The organism is Endobacterium panacihumi, from assembly GCF_050847465.1.
Lineage (GTDB): Bacteria > Pseudomonadota > Alphaproteobacteria > Rhizobiales > Rhizobiaceae > Neorhizobium > Neorhizobium panacihumi.
Map to the genome: position 1 here is coordinate 276,285 of NZ_JBOZRA010000006.1, position 15,730 is coordinate 292,014.

Sequence of the window (15,730 nt, forward strand, 5' to 3'; positions counted from 1 at the left end):
CACGGCTGGCTGAACAGTCGGTTTGGTCGGGCAGCTATGTGCCAGTTCAGATCCCGTACACGCCTTCCAGACTGCCACCGCTGCCGTGATATGTCTCGGCGCGCAGCCGGTATTTTTTGCCGCATGCGGTGCATTTGAAGCGGTTCTCGACGAAGTCGTGCCACGGGCCTTCGGCGATGAGCGTGGAGAAGGGCGCAGCGGCGGTGTTGGTGATGTCGTCGGGCAGCACGGTGAGCCGGCCATCCGCGATGGCGGCCTGCAATGACAGGATTGCCGAGGTGAGATCGGCCGGCCGGTGGATCGGGCGCGAGGATGAAAATTCCGCGCAGGTGCTGCAGGCCATGTCCTGTTCCTTTGCCCGGGCGGCTGCCCGTCGTGTCGTTGAGCCGTGGCATATCGGGTGGCAGCTGTGTCGGGCAAGACTTGCTGCGGCACAAACAGCAATCTGAAAATCGAGGAGAGTTTTCATGCACGCTTATCGCGGGCCGCGACCCCATGCGCGCAAATTTGCCAATCTGGAACTGGCGGGCGTGACTGGTGATGGTGTGTTTTCCGGTTATGCCAGCGTTTTTGGCGAGGTCGATCTCGGCCGCGACACCATTGAACGCGGGGCGTTTCGCCAGTCGCTGGTGGAGCGTGGGGCGGGGCAGGTGCGCATGCTTTACCAGCATGATCCGGCAGAACCCATCGGCGCCTGGAAGACCATTCGCGAGGATGCGCGCGGGCTTTATGTCGAGGGCATGCTGTCGCCCGGCGTGGCGCGGGCGCGGGAGGTGTTTTCGCTGATGAAATCAGGCGCGCTGGATGGGTTGTCCATCGGTTTTCGCAGTGTGAAGGCCCGCACCGATGCCAAGACTGGCGTGCGGCGCATTCTCGAAGCCGAGCTTTGGGAAATTTCGGTCGTGACCTTTCCGATGCTGCCCTCGGCGCGGGTTTCCGACGTGAAGCACGCGCGCTTCTTTCGCGACCGGGAAACCGAACTCGTCCGCCAGATGCGGCAAGCGGCAAAGCTGATGTTTGCCTCAACCTTCAAATCAACGCGTAAAATCTAACCTTGGGGATGACCGATATGACGGAACAGATGCGTGTGGCACCTGAAGTGAAGGCCGTGCCGGATACGGTGACGGCGGCTTTCGAGGATTTCATGGAGGCGTTCGAGGCCTTCAAGGAGGTCAATGACAAACGCCTCGGCGAGATCGAGGAGAAGATGAGCGCCGATGTGGTGACGCGGGACAAGATGGATCGCATCAACCGCGCCATCGACGACAACAGGAAATCGCTTGATCTGCTGCTGCTCAAGAAGGCGCGGCCGGCCTTGGGCTCAGGGCGCGAAATCGGGCCGGAGGCGGCGGAGCACAAGGCGGCGTTCGATGCCTATATCCGCCGGGGCGACGAGCAGGGTCTGCGCGAACTGGAGGCCAAGGCGTTTTCGGGGTTTGTTGGTGCGGATGGCGGTTATCTGGTGCCGCCTGAGACGGATAACGAGATCGGGCGGCGCGTTTCGGTCGTTTCGCCGATGCGTGCGCTTTCGACGGTGCGCACCGTTTCGGGCGCGGTGCTGAAAAAGCCGTTTGCGGCAGCGGGGCTGGCGACCGGCTGGGTGGCCGAGACGGCGGCGCGGCCGCAGACCGATACGCCGCAGCTTTCCGAACTGACGTTTCCGACCATGGAACTTTACGCCATGCCGGCGGCAACACAGGCGCTTCTCGACGATGCAGCGGTGGATATCGAGGCCTGGATCGCCGGCGAGGTGGATGTGGTGTTTGCCGAGCAGGAGGGTGACGCTTTTGTACGCGGCGACGGTGTCAACAAGCCGAGGGGGGTTCTCACCTATCCGACTGTGGCGGAAGAGGACTGGGCCTGGGGCAGTCTCGGCCATGTGGCGACCGGTGTCGCGGGTGGTTTCAAGGCGGCCAATCCCTCCGATACCTTGGTCGACGTGATCTATGCGCTGAAGGCCAAACATCGGCAGAACGCCACCTTCATGATGAACCGGCGCAGCCAAGCCGAGGTGCGCAAATTCAAGGATGCGGATGGCAACTATCTGTGGCGGCCGCCGGCATCGGCCGGGCAGACGGCGTCGCTGATCGGGTTTCCGGTGGCGGAGGCGGAGGAGATGCCGGACATTGCCGCCAATGCGACGGCGATCGCGTTCGGCGATTTCCGGTCCGGTTATCTGGTGGTGGACCGTGCGGGTGTGCGGATTTTGCGCGATCCGTATTCGGCCAAGCCGTACGTTCTGTTCTACACGACCAAGCGGGTTGGTGGCGGGGTGCAGAACTTTGAGGCGATCAAGGTGGTGAAGTTTTCGGCCAACTGAGGTTGGGGGATGGCTCTTGAGCATCCTTTCTCTGGGCTGCCCCTCACCCTAACCCTCTCCCCGTAAAACGGGGAGAGGGGACGTGCCTCCTGTCACTTCGCAGAGGGCCGAAAGGGTGCGGCATATCTCTTCTCCCCGTCAGAACGGGGAGAAGGTGGCGGAGCGAAAGCGAGCCGGATGAGGGGCGACCCCACAATCCGGCCATCTCCTTCAAGGATTTTCCATGACCTATATCCTGGCCACTCCGCCGACTGCGGAGCCGATCACGCTTGCGCAGGTGAAGGCGCATCTGCGGCTCGACGATGTCCATGAGGATGCGCTGCTTGCCTCCCTCATCACCACCGCGCGCGGACATCTGGAGCGTGAAACCGGGCTTTGCCTGTTGTCGCAAACCTGGCGGCTCTGCCTTGATGCGTGGCCGCATGACGGCATATTACGGATCGTCAAATATCCGGTGCAAGCCATTGAGAATGTGACGGTTTATGACCATGCCGGCGCGCCGCTTGAAGTGTCACTTGAAGATCATCTGCTGGATGGCGAGGGACGTCCCGCGCGGCTTTGGCTGCGGCAAACGCCGGTGCCGGGGCAGGTCATGAACGGTATCGAGATCACCTTTGTCGCCGGGTTTGGTGAGACTGGTGTCGATGTGCCGGACGGGCTGAAACGGGCGCTGCTGCTGCATGTGGCGCATATGTTCGCCTATCGTGGCGTGGTGTCGCTGGAACAGCAGCCGGCTGGTGTGCCGGATGGATATGAGCGGCTGATCGCGTCTTACCGGCTGCGGAGGCTCTGAAACATGCCGGTCACCTTTTTCGATCCCGGACAGATGACGGCGCGACTGGATCTGGAGGTGGCCGAGGCCCAGCCGGATGGACAGGGGGGCGCGGTTTCGGCGTGGTCCGTTCTGTCATCGATGTGGGCGCGGATCGAGCCGGTGTCGTTTGTGGTGTCCGAAAAGGGGGCGGCCGTGGAAACGGCGCTGGTGACGCATCGGATCTGGGTGCGGTTTCGCGCCGGCATTCTGGGGGGACAGCGGTTTCGCAAAGGGGAGCGGCTGTTCGTCATCAGGGCGGTGAGGGATCCGGACGAGACGCGGCGTTACCTCGTCTGCCATTGCGAGGAGGAGGGTGCGTGATGGCGGCCAATGCGCTGATGAAGGCGATGTTTGCGCGGCTTGTCGGAGATGCCGAATTGCGGTCGCTGGTGGGTGAGGACGGCGTGCGCGACCGGATGCTGGCGCGGGCGAAAATGCCGTGCGTGGTGTTTGGCGAGATCGACAGCCGCGACGAGGATGGCGAGACGCTGCAGGTGCATCTGGTGACGCTGGAAGTGTGGTCGGTGGCGGAAGGGCGGCGTGAAGCGCAGGGGATTGCGGCGCGCGTGCGGTTGCTTCTGCATGATGCGGCGTTGACGCTGGAGGGGGCTCATCTGGTGAACCTGCAACATCAGGGCACGCGGACGCGGCGGGAGCCCAAGACAAAGTTTCAGCTGGCGGAAATGCGGTTCAGGGCGGTGACGGATCGGTTGTGATCGTCCGATGCAAAGCTCGATTTCTGGCAAGGGGAGAGAAAATGGTGGCGCAAAAGGGCAAGGACCTGCTGTTGAAGCTGGAAGGCGGCAACGGTTTTCAGACCGTTGCAGGGCTGCGGTCGAAGCGGCTGGCATTCAATACGCAGACCGTGGATGTGACCGATGCGGAAAGCGTCGGCCGCTGGCGCGAACTGCTGGGTGGCGCGGGCGTGCAGCGGGCCTCGCTCACCGGTGCCGGCATATTCAAGGATCAGGCTTCGGACGCCCTGGTGCGTTCGGCGTTTTTTGCCGGCGCCATTCTGGCATGGCAGGTGGTGATCCCGGATTTCGGCACGGTGAGTGGACCGTTCCAGATCACCGCGCTGGAATATGCCGGCGAACATGATGGCGAGATCCGGTTCGAACTGGCGCTGGAATCGGCCGGCAGCCTCGTGTTTGGAGCGCTGTGATGGAGAGCCTTTCGGGTGCGCGCGCCAACCGGCATCGCGGCGAGGTGGAGGCGGTGCTGGATGGTCAACGTCGGATTTTGTGCCTGACGCTGGGGGCGCTGGCCGAGCTGGAAACGGCCTTTGCCGTTGGCGACCTTTCCGGTCTGGCTGAACGGTTTTCTTCCGGGCGGCTGAAGGCTGGTGACATGATCACCGTGATCGGTGCGGGCCTGCGCGGCGGCGGCAATCTCCTCACCGATGAGGACGTGGCGGGATTAAGCATCGAGGGCGGTCTGGCCGGTTATGCGCGCATTGTCGGTGATCTGCTGGAGGCAACATTCGGCGGGGACGGCACACAGCCGAAGGCGGTGGCGGCAAACCCTTGAGGGCCGCAGCAGGAGAGGCGGGCGTGCAGCCGTTTCCTTGGGAGATGGTGATGCATGCCGGACTGTGCCGGCTGCGGCTTCAGCCTGCGGTTTTCTGGGCGCTGACGCCGCGGGAGTTTTTCTGCGTGGCCGGCGGGTTTGCCGGGCGCGGGGTCGGGTTTTCGAGGGTCCGGCTGGAGGGGTTGATGGCGGCGTTTCCGGATGGGTGAGTGATGCCTGTTGCGGACGCGATGCGGCGAAGGATATTCTGACGCTGTCGTTTCCGGCTATGTCGGGGATTATCGAGATTTCGGCGCGCATCTTGCCCGGTCCGGAAGCGGATAACTTGACGTCGAGACTGCCGAGTTCGTTGAAGAAATGCGCGTTCTTGCCGGACTTAAGCATATCGGCCAACCGGGCATATTCGCCATCATTCAGGAAGATTTTCGCCGTGCCGGAACACCAGCCCGTCTGGAAGGTGAGCGTGGTCGCGCCGCTTGTCGGATTTTCGAGTTTGGCGGTGAATCGCTCTCCGCATTCGCCGGTGAGTGTCAGCATGACCGTCCTTTTGTCTTTTTGCGGCCTGATGCGTGCCAGAGTTTTGGTCCGACTGATAGTCTGGAGATTGTTCCATGGAAAACGACGACAGCATGTCCGAAACGCTGACCGGTGCGCAGGCGCTTGCCGATGTGATGGCGGATCTGGAGGGGCGCTCGCAGCGGTTTGGCGCGGCACTGACCTCGGCGTTGCGATCCGCGACTGTGGGTGGGCGCGGGCTCGACGATGTGTTGAAGGGGCTGGGCAACCGGTTGACCGATATCGCGCTTTCGGCAGGTTTGAAGCCGCTGGAGGGACTGCTCTCCGGCGCGATCGGCAATCTTGTCGGCTCGGTGACGCCGTTTGCCGATGGGGGCGTGGTGCGTGCGCCGAGCTTCTTTCCGATGGGCGGCGGCGATCTGGGCCTGATGGGCGAGGCGGGGGCGGAGGCGATATTGCCGCTGCGGCGCGGGCCGGACGGGGCGCTGGGTGTGGCCGCGGGTGGTGGCGGACAGGCGGCGCAGATCGTGTTCAACGTGACGGCGACGGATGCGGCCAGCTTTCGCAAGAGCGAGGGGCAGATTTCGGCCATGCTGGCGCGCAGTGTCGCGCGCGGGCAGCGTGGGATTTGAGGCAGGCGTGGCCTGAGCAGCTTGCAGGATTGTTGGTCGATGCGGTGCGGTCCTGTTGCAGGCACGTGCCGGCACCGCTGCTCACGGGGGCGGGGCGGACAGTGATGCGCAAAATATCGGGGCTTTGGGAGTGATCTGCCATGAGCGGGTTTCATGAGGTGCGGTTTCCGCTGCGGGTGGCGCTGGGCGTCAGCGGCGGGCCGGTGCGCAGGACCGAGATCGTCAACCTTTCCAACGGGCGCGAGCAGCGCAATGGCCGCTGGCGCAATTCGCGGCGCAGCTACGATGCCGGCTCCGGAGTCAAATCGGTGGCCGATCTTTATGAGGTTCTGGCGTTTTTTGAGGCGCGTGGCGGCCAACTTTACGGGTTTCGATTTCGCGATCCGGTGGATTTCAAATCCTGCGGGCCGTTGGCGGCGGTGTCTGTGAACGATCAGGTGATCGGCACGGGTGATGGCGTGCGGACGGCATTTCAGCTGATCAAGACTTACGCGGATGCGGGTGGCGGGTTCGAGCGGGTGATCGCCAAGCCGGTGGCCGGGTCGGCCGTTGTGGCCGTTGATGGTGTTGTTCCAGCGGAGGGCTGGGCGCTGGATAGTGCCACCGGTATCGTGGCTTTTGCTGCAGCGCCGGCGCCGGGCAGTACCGTGACGGCGGGCTATGAGTTCGATGTGCCGGTGCGTTTCGACATCGACCGGATCGATGTCAGTCTTTCCGGGTTCGATGCCGGGCGCATTCCGACCATTCCGTTGACGGAGATCCTGCCATGAGATCGATCCCGGGTGGACTTGCCGCGCATCTGAAGGGCGATGTCACCACGCTTTGCCATTGCTGGCGGGTTTTGCGCCGTGATGGCGTGGTGTTGGGTTTTACCGACCATGACGGTGATTTGGTGATGGATGGTACAAAATTTCTGGCGTCGAGCGGGTTTTCGGCGAGCGAGGAAGAGGCCGAGGCCGGGCTTTCCGCAAGTGCCGGCATGGTGGCGGGTGGTTTTGCGAGCGATGTGATTGCCGAGGCTGATCTGGCGGCGGGGTGTTATGACGGCGCGCGGGTGGAATTGTTCGTGGTGAACTGGCGCGCGCCTGACCAATTCATGCGCCTGAGCGTGCGCGAGATCGGTGAGGTGAGCCGGGCGGGTGAACAATTTACCGCCGAATTGCGCAGTCTGGCGCATAGGCTGGACCAACCGCAGGGGCGGGTTTACGGGCGCCGCTGTGATGCCGATCTGGGGGACGGGCGTTGCCGGGTGAACCTTGCCGCCTATCGCGCAACCGGCACGGTGGTTTCGGTGCGCGATCGGTCGCGGCTGGTGGTGGCGGGCTTGCAGGCTTTTGCGAGTGGTTTTTTCGGGCAGGGTGTTTTGCGGCTGGAGGCAGGCGGCGAACTGGAAGTCGATGGGCATGTGCTGAACGCCGATGGCACGGCGGATGTGACGCTGTGGCTGCCGAGTGAGCGTGAGATCGTCGGCGGCGAGGTTTTTTCGGTGACGGCGGGGTGCGACAAGGCGTTTGCGACCTGCCGCCAGAAATTTGGAAATCAGTTGAATTTTCGCGGCTTTCCGCATGTGCCGGGATCGGATTTTGCCTATTCCTTTGCCGATGGGGAGCGGCTGCATGACGGCAGCCCGGTCTTTCCGTGAGTGTTATCGGCGAGCGGGTGGTGCGGCTGGCCGAACAGTGGATCGGCACGCCCTATCGTCATCAGGGCGCGACGCTTGGCGTCGGCTGCGATTGCATCGGATTGATCCGCGGCGTGTGGCGGGCGCTTTATGGTGCGGAGCCGGAAGTGGTGCCACCCTATGCGGCGGACTGGGCCGAGCGCAGTGGCGACGACCGGCTGCTGGCGGCGGGGTTGCGGCTGTTCGGACCGGCGGTGCCGCCGGCCGGGATGGAGCCGGGCGATGTGCTGTTGTTTCGCTGGCGGCCGGATTGTGCGGCCAAGCATGCGGGCATTTTTTGCGGGGGTGACCGTTTCATCCACGCCTATGAGCAGGCGGCGGTGGCGCGTTCGGTTCTGGTGCCTTCCTGGAAGCGGCGGATTGCGGCGGTGCACCGGTTTGACGATGAGCGGAATGGTTGAGTTTTGGGGCGTATCGGTGTATATGGATGGAGTGGCGGGCGATGGTTGCACACCGCCCGCCACTTACTTACTTGTGGATCGTTATCCGGACGGAGACTTGCCAGCTCGTCCGGGTAACCCGCAAGGTAAGCGTAACGCTAATCGGCCAAAGCGTCATAGCATCACCTCCATGTTCGAGAGCAAGGCCTTTGCCGAGGCCGGTGCGGCCTGTCCTCACCGGCGCGCCGGCTGGCGCGGCGCGTGCTGCTTCTGCTCCTGAACGGCAACAGGTTATCACAATTTATACGTGCGTGAATTGAGCGTTGCGAAGCCTTGATCGAGCTTGCGCCTGGTAAGGCTCGGGCCTTTGTTTGCAAGGCCTGACCGCATGGCGTCCATGTAAAGCCTCGAAGAGGCGACCGCTGCCGAACCGCAGCAATGCTTGCGTCTCTTTTTTCCGGATTTTTTGAGGTTTTCCTTTGGCCACGATCCTGTTTCAGGCGGCGGGGGCCGCGCTTGGTGGTGTGTTTGGGCCTGTCGGCGCGATCATCGGGCGGGCCGCAGGGGCTTTGGCCGGGAGTATGCTCGATCGGGCGCTGATCAATGGCAGCCGGACCATTTCGGGCGCGAGGCTGGCGACGGCGCGCATCCCCGGTGCGGATGAGGGGACGGCGATCAACCGGGTTTATGGCACTGCGCGTGTCGGTGGAACATTGATCTGGGCGACACGGTTCGAAGAGGAGGTGACGCGCGAGCGCAGCGGGGCCAAGGCGACGCGCGGGCCGACGGTGGAGACGTTTTCCTACTTCGGCAATCTGGCGGTGGGGATCTGCGAGGGCCCGATTGCCGGCGTGCGACGGGTCTGGGCGGATGGCAAGGAACTCGATCTGACCGGCATCGAGATGCGGGTGCATCCCGGTTCAGAGGATCAGTTGCCGGATCCCTTAATCGAGGCAAAACAGGGTGAAGGCAAGGCGCCGGCCTATCGTGGGCTGGCCTATGCGGTGTTCGAGCATCTGCCGCTCGATGTGTTCGGCAACCGGCTGCCGCTAATGCAGTTCGAAGTGGTGCGGCCGGTGGGTGTGCTGGAGAGCCAGATCCGGGCCGTGACCATCATTCCCGGTGCAACCGAACATGGCTATGCCAGCGTGCAGGTGAAGGAAACGACTGGCGAGGGGGCCGCCCGCATTCTCAACCGCAACACGCTGACGGCGGCGACGGACTGGCAGGCTTCGATCGACGAGCTTGTTGCCGTGTGCCCGAACCTCGAACGGGTGGCGCTGGTGGTTTCGTGGTTCGGGACGGATCTGCGGGCGGGGGAATGCCGGGTTTTGCCGGGGGTGGAGGTGCGGGAGCGCAGGAATGAAAGCCTGACCTGGTCGGTTGCCGGGCTTGGGCGTGCCGGGGCGCATCTGATCAGCAAGAATGCCAGTGGTGGTGAAGGCGGCGGGCCTGCTTATGGCGGCACGCCCGGGGATGCCGATGTGCGTCAGGCGATCGCGGATCTGAAGGCGCGGGGATTGGAAGTTTACCTCTATCCGTTCGTGATGATGGATGTGCCCCATGGCAATGGTTTGCCGGACCCGCATGGCGGGGCCGAGCAAGCGGCTTATCCGTGGCGGGGACGGATTTCCTGTCATCCGGCGCCGGGGCAGGCGGGATCACCCGACAAAAGCGCGGTTGCGCGCGGGCAGGTCGAGACTTTTGCGGAGCGCGCGGACGGTTATCGGCGGATGGTTCTGCATTATGCGCATCTGTGTGTCGATGCCGGTGGTGTCGACGGATTGATCATCGGTTCGGAACTGCGCGGGCTGACGCAGGTGCGTGACGAGGCGGGCGGCTTTCCTTTCGTGCGCCAACTGGTGCGGCTGGCGGGCGAGGTGCGGGCAGTGGTTGGGCCGGGCACAAAGCTGACCTATGGCGCCGACTGGAGCGAATATTTTGGCTATCACCCGCAGGATGGCTCCGGTGACGTGTTCTTTCATCTCGATCCGCTTTGGGCGTCTGCTGTCATCGATGCCGTCGGCATCGACAATTACATGCCGCTTTCGGACTGGCGGGATGACGATCTTGGCCAAAACAATCCGGATGGGGCACGGCTGGCGGACGATGTGACAGCCTTGCGGGCGGCGATATCAGGCGGCGAAGGGTTCGACTGGTATTATGCCAGCGAGGCTGATCGGGCTGCGCGAAAAAGGTCGCCGATTACCGATGGGCTGGCGGGAAAACCCTGGACGTTTCGTTACAAGGATCTGGCCGGTTGGTGGGGCAATCCGCATTTCGACCGGGTAGGCGGGCGCGAGAGCGGGCAGCCGACGGTCTGGGTGCCCAAGGGCAAGCCGATCTGGTTTACCGAGCTTGGCTGTGCGGCGATCGACAAGGGGGCGAATGAGCCGAACCTGTTTGTCGACCCGAAATCGTCGGAGAGCAAGATGCCGCATTTTTCCAGCGGCGGGCGCTCCGACAGCATGCAGCGGCGGTTTCTCGAAGCGCATCATGGTTGGTGGCAGGCACCGGAGCAGGCGGCGGCAGGCATGGTCGATCCCGACCATGTGTTTGTCTGGAGTTGGGATGCGCGGCCGTTTCCGGCCTTTCCCGATGATCTTTCCATCTGGAGTGATGGCGGCAACTGGCGCACGGGTCATTGGCTGAACGGGCGGCTGGGCGCGACGACGCTGGCCGATGCGATCGCTGCCATTCTCACCGAACACGGGTTCGACGATTTCGATGTGTCGGAGGTGAGCGGCGACCTGACCGGTTATGTGCAGGGAGAGCTGGCTTCAGCGCGGGCCTTGATCGAGCCGTTGTTGCAGGCGTTTCGTATCGATGTGGTGGAGGATGGCGGGCATCTGAAATTTCGCTCAAGGGGGCGGGTGAGCCTTCAGGCGACGGATATCGGCGTGCTGGTGGATGTTGAAGATCAGCCTCTCTGGTCGGAAACGCGCGGGCATGACAGCGATTTTGCGGCGGAAGCGATCCTGACCTCGTTCAACCCGGTGCTGGACTACGAACAGGCGAGCGCACGCTCGCGGCGGGCGAAGGCGCAGAGCCAGCGGATCCTGCGCTGTGACATGCCGGCTGTGTTGGCGCAGGAGACGGCGCAAGGCGCGGTCGAGGATCTTTTGCGAGACAACCGGCTGGCGCGGCGCAGCATTTCCTTTGCCCTTTCACCGACGGAACTGGCTTTGGAAACCGGGGATGCGGTGCGTTTGGCGGGAGGGCCGGATGGTGTGTTTGTGGTCGAGCGGATCGAGGACGGCACTGTGCGCAGGGTCGAGGCGCGCCGGTTCGTGCCCGCAGCCTCGGCTGCTGTTCTGCCGCAGGAGGGGGGCGGGCGTGTTGTCGGCGGGCAGCCTTCGGCCTCGTTCGCGCCGGTCGTGCATTTTCTCGACCTGCCGCTGTTCGAACCTGGTGAAGCCCGGAATTTTGCGCGGGTGGCGGCGTTTTGCAGGCCCTGGCGGCGCATGGCAGTGTCGTCTTCGCCATCGAATGAAGGTTTTCGCACGCGCAGCCTGATCCAGCGCCCGGCGCGGATGGGTCGGTTGACAATGCCGCTTGTGACAGGTGTCAGCGGGCGGTTCGACCGTGCCAATATTCTGGAATGCGAGCTGTTTTTCGACGGTTTTTCTTCCTCCGAGCAACGCGCGGTCCTGAATGGCGACAACCGGATCGCGGTGAAGAGTTTTGCCGGAAGTTGGGAGGTGATCGGCTTTGCGAAAGCGGAAGAGATCGCGGCGGGGCGTTGGCGGCTGACGGAGCTTTTGCGCGGTCTGGCCGGCACCGAGGATGCGATGATGGCGGGCGCGGATGCGGGCGCGGCGGTTGTCGTGCTGGATGCGGCGGTTGTGCCGCTGGGGCTTGCTTTGGAAGAGCGTGGCGTCGGGTTGAACTGGCTGGTGGAGGCGGGTGGCGCTGCCGGTGGAAGGGCGGGGCCGTTTGCCTTTGCGGGCGGCATGCGCGCCGAGATGCCGCTTTCGCCTGTGCATGTGCGGGCCGACCGGCGCAGTGACGGCGGCATTGCCGTGTCCTGGATACGGCGCGGGCGCATGGATGCGGATAGCTGGGAGGCGGCGGATATTCCGCTCGACGAGCCGGACGAGCGCTACCGGGTGGAGGTGTTGAACGGCGATGGGGTGGTGCGCAGCGTCGACGTGACGGCGCCGGCCTATCTTTATGGCGTGGCCGAGCAGATGGCCGATTTCGGTGTGTTGCAGACGCGCCTTCTGGTGAGGCTGCGCCAGCTTGGGCGGGCGGTGCCGTTGGGTGTTGCGACGATTGAAAGCTTCAGTTTCGAAACGTGACGAAGGAGAAAAGTCATGGATGGCATGAAGGCATGGCACCAGTCGAAAACCGTGTGGGGCGCGCTGATCGCGATTGGCGCCTCGCTTCTGCAGATGAGCGGCCTGAACCTGGACGAAGGCACGCAGGGTGAGCTTGCGGACCTTGCGGTGACGACGGCAGGAGCGATCGGCGGACTGATCGCCATCTATGGGCGGATCACCGCCGAGACAGAAATCGGTGGTGTCTGAGCGCTCACGATATGGTGTAAAAACGGGGCGGCGGGTTGCGGTCGCCCCCATTCATTTGCCATTCAGCCGCTGTTCGATACATAGTTCCTCAACGATTGGAACTCACTCTGTCCCTCTTGCGGGTGGAAATGGTGGCTATGAAAAAATCGATGATCGGTGCGATTGCAACCTGCTTTCTGTTCGGCCTCGTGCCGATGCAGGCGACCGCGCGCGATTATTTGCTGCTGGTGGCGAGCGATTGCGGCGATGCCGCGACGAAGGTCGTGCGTGATACCGGTGGCCAGCTTCTGTCCGCCCAGCCGTCCAATGACGGGCGCACCTGCATCATTACCGTGCTGGTGCAGGGCAGTGGCGAGCGTCCGCGCAAGGTTACCGTAAGGGTGCCGATGTAATCTTCTTCTCCGGTGTCGTTCGATGCCGGATATTCCGTTTGAAAATGCTTTGAAGGACCGACATGCGCATTCTCGTGGTCGAGGACGACGTCAATCTCAACCGGCAGCTGGCTGATGCGCTGAAGGAAGCCGGTTATGTGGTGGATCAGGCCTTCGATGGTGAGGAAGGCCATTTTCTCGGCGATACCGAACCTTATGACGCCGTCATTCTCGATATCGGTCTGCCGGAACTCGATGGCATCAGCGTCGTGGAGAAATGGCGCAGCAACGGCAAGGTCATGCCGGTCATCATGCTGACGGCGCGCGATCGCTGGAGCGACAAGGTGGCGGGCATCGATGCCGGTGCCGACGATTATGTGGCCAAGCCGTTTCATGTCGAGGAAGTGCTCGCGCGCGTTCGCGCGCTGATCCGCCGTGCCGCGGGACATGCCTCTTCGGAGATCGCCTGCGGGCCGGTTCGGCTGGATACCAAGGCATCGAAAGCGACCGTCAATGGCGTGGCGCTGAAGCTGACCTCGCATGAATTCCGGCTGCTGTCCTACCTGATGCACCACATGGGTGAAGTGGTGTCGCGCACCGAGCTGATCGAGCACATGTACGACCAGGATTTTGACCGCGATTCAAACACGATCGAGGTTTTTGTCGGCCGTCTTCGCAAGAAGATCGGCGTCGACCTGATCGAAACCGTGCGTGGCCTCGGCTACCGCATGCAAGCACCAGCCGATGATCATTAGATCCGTCACCGCCCGCGTTCTTCTGCTGGCCACCATGTGGTCCGCGGTGGCACTCGTGGTGATCTCGATCGTCATCACCGCGCTGTATCGCCAGTCTTCGGAGCGCGCCTTTACCGATCTTTTGCGCGCGCAGCTGTATAACGTCATCAATTCGGTGGCGATCGGCGACGACAACAATATCACCGGCAGCCCGCAACTGGGCGACCTCAGGTTCTCGCAGCCGGAAACTGGCTGGTACTGGATCATCGAGCCGCTCGGCACGTTTGCGTCGCAACCACTGTCGTCGTCCTCGCTCGGTGCCTCAAATATTGCCGTGCCGACGATCCTGAAAGTGCCGTTCAACAACCGTTATGAGCGTTTCTATCCGGCGACCGATGCCTACGGAAACAATGTGCTCGTGGCGGAAACCGAGGTCGTGCTCGACGGCGAGGGGCGGGCGGCGCGGTTTCGCGTGTCCGGCAACCTGAATGTCGTCGAGGAAGACACGGCCGCCTTCAACCGCAGCCTTTATATCGCGCTGGTGATCTTCGGTGTCTGCAGCCTGGTCGTCAACGGCGTCGCCATTCTGTTTGGTTTGCGACCGCTCGATCAGGCGCGCCGTGCGTTGGAAAAGGTCAGGCGCGGGCAGGCGGAGCGGCTGGAAGGCGAATTTCCGCGCGAAATCCGGCCGCTTGCGGTGGAGACCAATGCGCTGATCGAAAGCAACCGCCGCATCGTCGAGCGAGCGCGCATGCAGGTGGGCAATCTGGCGCATTCGTTGAAAACGCCGATCGCCGTGCTGCTGAACGAATCGCGGCTGCTGGACAAGGGCCATTCCGAACTGGTGCGCAGCCAGGCGGAGGCCATGCAGGGACAGGTGCAATCCTATCTCAACCGCGCCCGTATTGCCGCGCAGCGGGAATCGCTGCTCGCACGCACCGAGGTGGAGCCGGTTCTGGAGCGGCTTGTGCGGGTGATGCGGCGTCTCAACCCGGAAAAATCCTTCGCGCTTTCGGTGGCACCGGGCGGGCTGGCGCTTGCCATGGAACAGCAGGATGTCGAGGAGACGATCGGCAATCTTCTGGAAAATGCAGCACGCCACTCACAACAGGCCGTAACCTTGACGGCGGTGGTCGGCGAAGCGCCGGAGGGCGCCGATCCTGCCAAGAAGAACTGGATCGAGATCGTCGTTGAGGACGATGGACCGGGTCTGGAGCCCGACGAGATCAAGGAAGCCATGAAACGCGGCCGCCGGCTGGACGAAAGCAAACCGGGAACCGGTCTGGGCCTGTCCATCGTGCGGGAAATCACCTCGGAATATCAGGGGCAGATCGAACTTTCGCGTGGCGCACGTGGCGGCCTTCGGGCGCGGCTGGTCTTGCCATCCGTGGTCAAGGATGCAGTCTGACGAAGGCGCGGTCCCCGCGCCATGTGTTGCCCGATCCCCGCGCCTGTCGCGAAAGTGAGACGGAAAGGGTAAATCTTCTGATTTTGCACCTCGACCGGCGGGGATAAAGCGCTAAATGATGGACGTCGCATAAGGTTGTCCGAAACAAATGGACGGCGTCGTGCGAAACCGTTTGATGATTGCCTAACCGGTTGGAGACGCATGCGCTTTCATTTTGCCCGAATTGCCGTTTTATCGCTTTTTTCGACCGGCATGCTGGCGAGCTGCACCACCACGGGTGGCGGAACACGGGTGTCTTCGGCATCCTATATCTCGGCGCTTCAAGGCGGTGTGATTTCGCGCAGCGGCGTCGAGATCGACAACAGCGACAAGCAGCGGGCGCTGGAAGCCGAATATCGCGCACTGGAAGGCTCGCCGGGTGGTCAGCCCGTGGCCTGGGCCGGCAGCGGCATCAAGGGGCAGGTCGTCGCCAATGCGCCTTTCCAGGTCGGCGCGCAGAATTGCCGCCAATATACGCATACGATCACGCCGAACGGTCGCGCCGAGGTGAAGACGCGCGGCACCGCCTGCCGGAACGCCGATGGCACCTGGACGCCGCTGATCTGATCATCGTTGTCAGGGCGGACAGATCCTCCGGGCCATTCAATTTCTCGTGCAAAACCCGCGTTTGGCGGCAATCGTGATTGTCGCACGTCAATTTTGTTTGTCCCAAGTCAAAGGCGGGTATATTCGAACCATTCTATAAAGGCGTGGAATTGGGACGTGAGGTCTCAAATTCGCGACACTGCGTGCCATGCTGTTTTCTTAGCAGGCCG

20 protein-coding genes are annotated in these 15,730 nt (G+C 62.9%); 19 read left to right on the top strand and 1 reads right to left on the bottom strand.

What is annotated here, in order from left to right; translation table 11 throughout:
* Positions 1 to 46: 46 nt before the first annotated feature.
* Positions 47 to 343, bottom strand: coding sequence for a hypothetical protein (locus ACRQ1B_RS23230; protein WP_432296498.1), 297 nt, complete (start codon positions 341 to 343; stop codon positions 47 to 49).
* Between the two features lie 124 nt (positions 344 to 467).
* Between ACRQ1B_RS23230 and ACRQ1B_RS23235 the strand changes: the two genes are divergently transcribed.
* The 19 genes from ACRQ1B_RS23235 (at position 468) to ACRQ1B_RS23325 (ending at position 15,521) form a co-directional block, all read left to right on the top strand.
* The gene (locus ACRQ1B_RS23235; RefSeq protein WP_432296499.1) at positions 468 to 1,052 is read left to right on the top strand and encodes an HK97 family phage prohead protease; all 585 of its coding nucleotides are present in this window, start codon (positions 468 to 470) and stop codon (positions 1,050 to 1,052) included.
* 8 nt (positions 1,053 to 1,060) lie between these two features.
* Positions 1,061 to 2,320: a phage major capsid protein gene (locus tag ACRQ1B_RS23240; protein ID WP_432296500.1), complete on the top strand. Its 1,260-nt coding sequence runs from the start codon at positions 1,061 to 1,063 to the stop codon at positions 2,318 to 2,320.
* A gap of 223 nt (positions 2,321 to 2,543) precedes the next feature.
* Positions 2,544 to 3,113, top strand: a complete 570-nt coding sequence (locus ACRQ1B_RS23245; protein ID WP_432296501.1) for a head-tail connector protein — start codon at positions 2,544 to 2,546, stop codon at positions 3,111 to 3,113.
* 3 nt (positions 3,114 to 3,116) lie between these two features.
* Positions 3,117 to 3,455 (top strand): phage head closure protein, encoded by a 339-nt coding sequence (locus ACRQ1B_RS23250; protein ID WP_432296502.1) that lies wholly within the window; start codon positions 3,117 to 3,119, stop codon positions 3,453 to 3,455.
* Entirely contained in the window at positions 3,455 to 3,850 is a 396-nt protein-coding gene (locus tag ACRQ1B_RS23255; protein WP_432296503.1) for a DUF3168 domain-containing protein, read from the top strand. The genes ACRQ1B_RS23250 and ACRQ1B_RS23255 overlap by 1 nt, the downstream gene beginning before the upstream one ends.
* Before the next feature lie 41 nt (positions 3,851 to 3,891).
* Complete coding sequence (locus tag ACRQ1B_RS23260; RefSeq protein ID WP_432296504.1) at positions 3,892 to 4,299, top strand: phage major tail protein, TP901-1 family; 408 nt, start codon at positions 3,892 to 3,894, stop codon at positions 4,297 to 4,299.
* Positions 4,299 to 4,664 carry a gene transfer agent family protein gene (locus ACRQ1B_RS23265; RefSeq protein WP_432296505.1) on the top strand — a complete coding sequence of 122 codons (366 nt, stop codon included), beginning with the start codon at positions 4,299 to 4,301 and terminating at the stop codon, positions 4,662 to 4,664. The genes ACRQ1B_RS23260 and ACRQ1B_RS23265 overlap by 1 nt, the downstream gene beginning before the upstream one ends.
* Positions 4,665 to 4,687: 23 nt before the next feature.
* Entirely contained in the window at positions 4,688 to 4,873 is a 186-nt protein-coding gene (locus tag ACRQ1B_RS23270; RefSeq protein WP_432296506.1) for a rcc01693 family protein, read from the top strand.
* A 148-nt stretch (positions 4,874 to 5,021) separates the two neighbouring features.
* Positions 5,022 to 5,309, top strand: coding sequence for a hypothetical protein (locus ACRQ1B_RS23275; protein WP_432296507.1), 288 nt, complete (start codon positions 5,022 to 5,024; stop codon positions 5,307 to 5,309).
* Entirely contained in the window at positions 5,276 to 5,812 is a 537-nt protein-coding gene (locus ACRQ1B_RS23280; RefSeq protein ID WP_432296508.1) for a phage tail tape measure protein, read from the top strand. Before ACRQ1B_RS23275 ends, ACRQ1B_RS23280 begins: the two co-directional genes overlap by 34 nt.
* 140 nt (positions 5,813 to 5,952) lie before the next feature.
* A complete protein-coding gene (locus ACRQ1B_RS23285; protein WP_432296509.1) occupies positions 5,953 to 6,582 on the top strand; it encodes a phage distal tail protein, Rcc01695 family in 630 nt (209 codons plus the stop codon).
* Positions 6,579 to 7,454, top strand: a complete 876-nt coding sequence (locus ACRQ1B_RS23290; RefSeq protein WP_432296510.1) for a DUF2163 domain-containing protein — start codon at positions 6,579 to 6,581, stop codon at positions 7,452 to 7,454. Before ACRQ1B_RS23285 ends, ACRQ1B_RS23290 begins: the two co-directional genes overlap by 4 nt.
* Complete coding sequence (locus tag ACRQ1B_RS23295; protein WP_432296511.1) at positions 7,451 to 7,894, top strand: NlpC/P60 family protein; 444 nt, start codon at positions 7,451 to 7,453, stop codon at positions 7,892 to 7,894. The genes ACRQ1B_RS23290 and ACRQ1B_RS23295 overlap by 4 nt, the downstream gene beginning before the upstream one ends.
* Before the next feature lie 458 nt (positions 7,895 to 8,352).
* Positions 8,353 to 12,174, top strand: coding sequence for a baseplate multidomain protein megatron (locus ACRQ1B_RS23300; RefSeq protein WP_432296512.1), 3,822 nt, complete (start codon positions 8,353 to 8,355; stop codon positions 12,172 to 12,174).
* 15 nt (positions 12,175 to 12,189) lie between these two features.
* Positions 12,190 to 12,402, top strand: coding sequence for a hypothetical protein (locus ACRQ1B_RS23305; RefSeq protein ID WP_432296513.1), 213 nt, complete (start codon positions 12,190 to 12,192; stop codon positions 12,400 to 12,402).
* 194 nt (positions 12,403 to 12,596) lie between these two features.
* Positions 12,597 to 12,794: a hypothetical protein gene (locus tag ACRQ1B_RS23310; RefSeq protein ID WP_432296558.1), complete on the top strand. Its 198-nt coding sequence runs from the start codon at positions 12,597 to 12,599 to the stop codon at positions 12,792 to 12,794.
* A gap of 62 nt (positions 12,795 to 12,856) precedes the next feature.
* A complete protein-coding gene (locus ACRQ1B_RS23315) occupies positions 12,857 to 13,528 on the top strand; it encodes a response regulator transcription factor (RefSeq protein WP_432296514.1) in 672 nt (223 codons plus the stop codon).
* Positions 13,518 to 14,915 carry a sensor histidine kinase gene (locus ACRQ1B_RS23320; RefSeq protein ID WP_432296515.1) on the top strand — a complete coding sequence of 466 codons (1,398 nt, stop codon included), beginning with the start codon at positions 13,518 to 13,520 and terminating at the stop codon, positions 14,913 to 14,915. The genes ACRQ1B_RS23315 and ACRQ1B_RS23320 overlap by 11 nt, the downstream gene beginning before the upstream one ends.
* A gap of 201 nt (positions 14,916 to 15,116) precedes the next feature.
* Complete coding sequence (locus ACRQ1B_RS23325; protein ID WP_432296516.1) at positions 15,117 to 15,521, top strand: RT0821/Lpp0805 family surface protein; 405 nt, start codon at positions 15,117 to 15,119, stop codon at positions 15,519 to 15,521.
* Positions 15,522 to 15,730 lie beyond the last annotated feature (209 nt).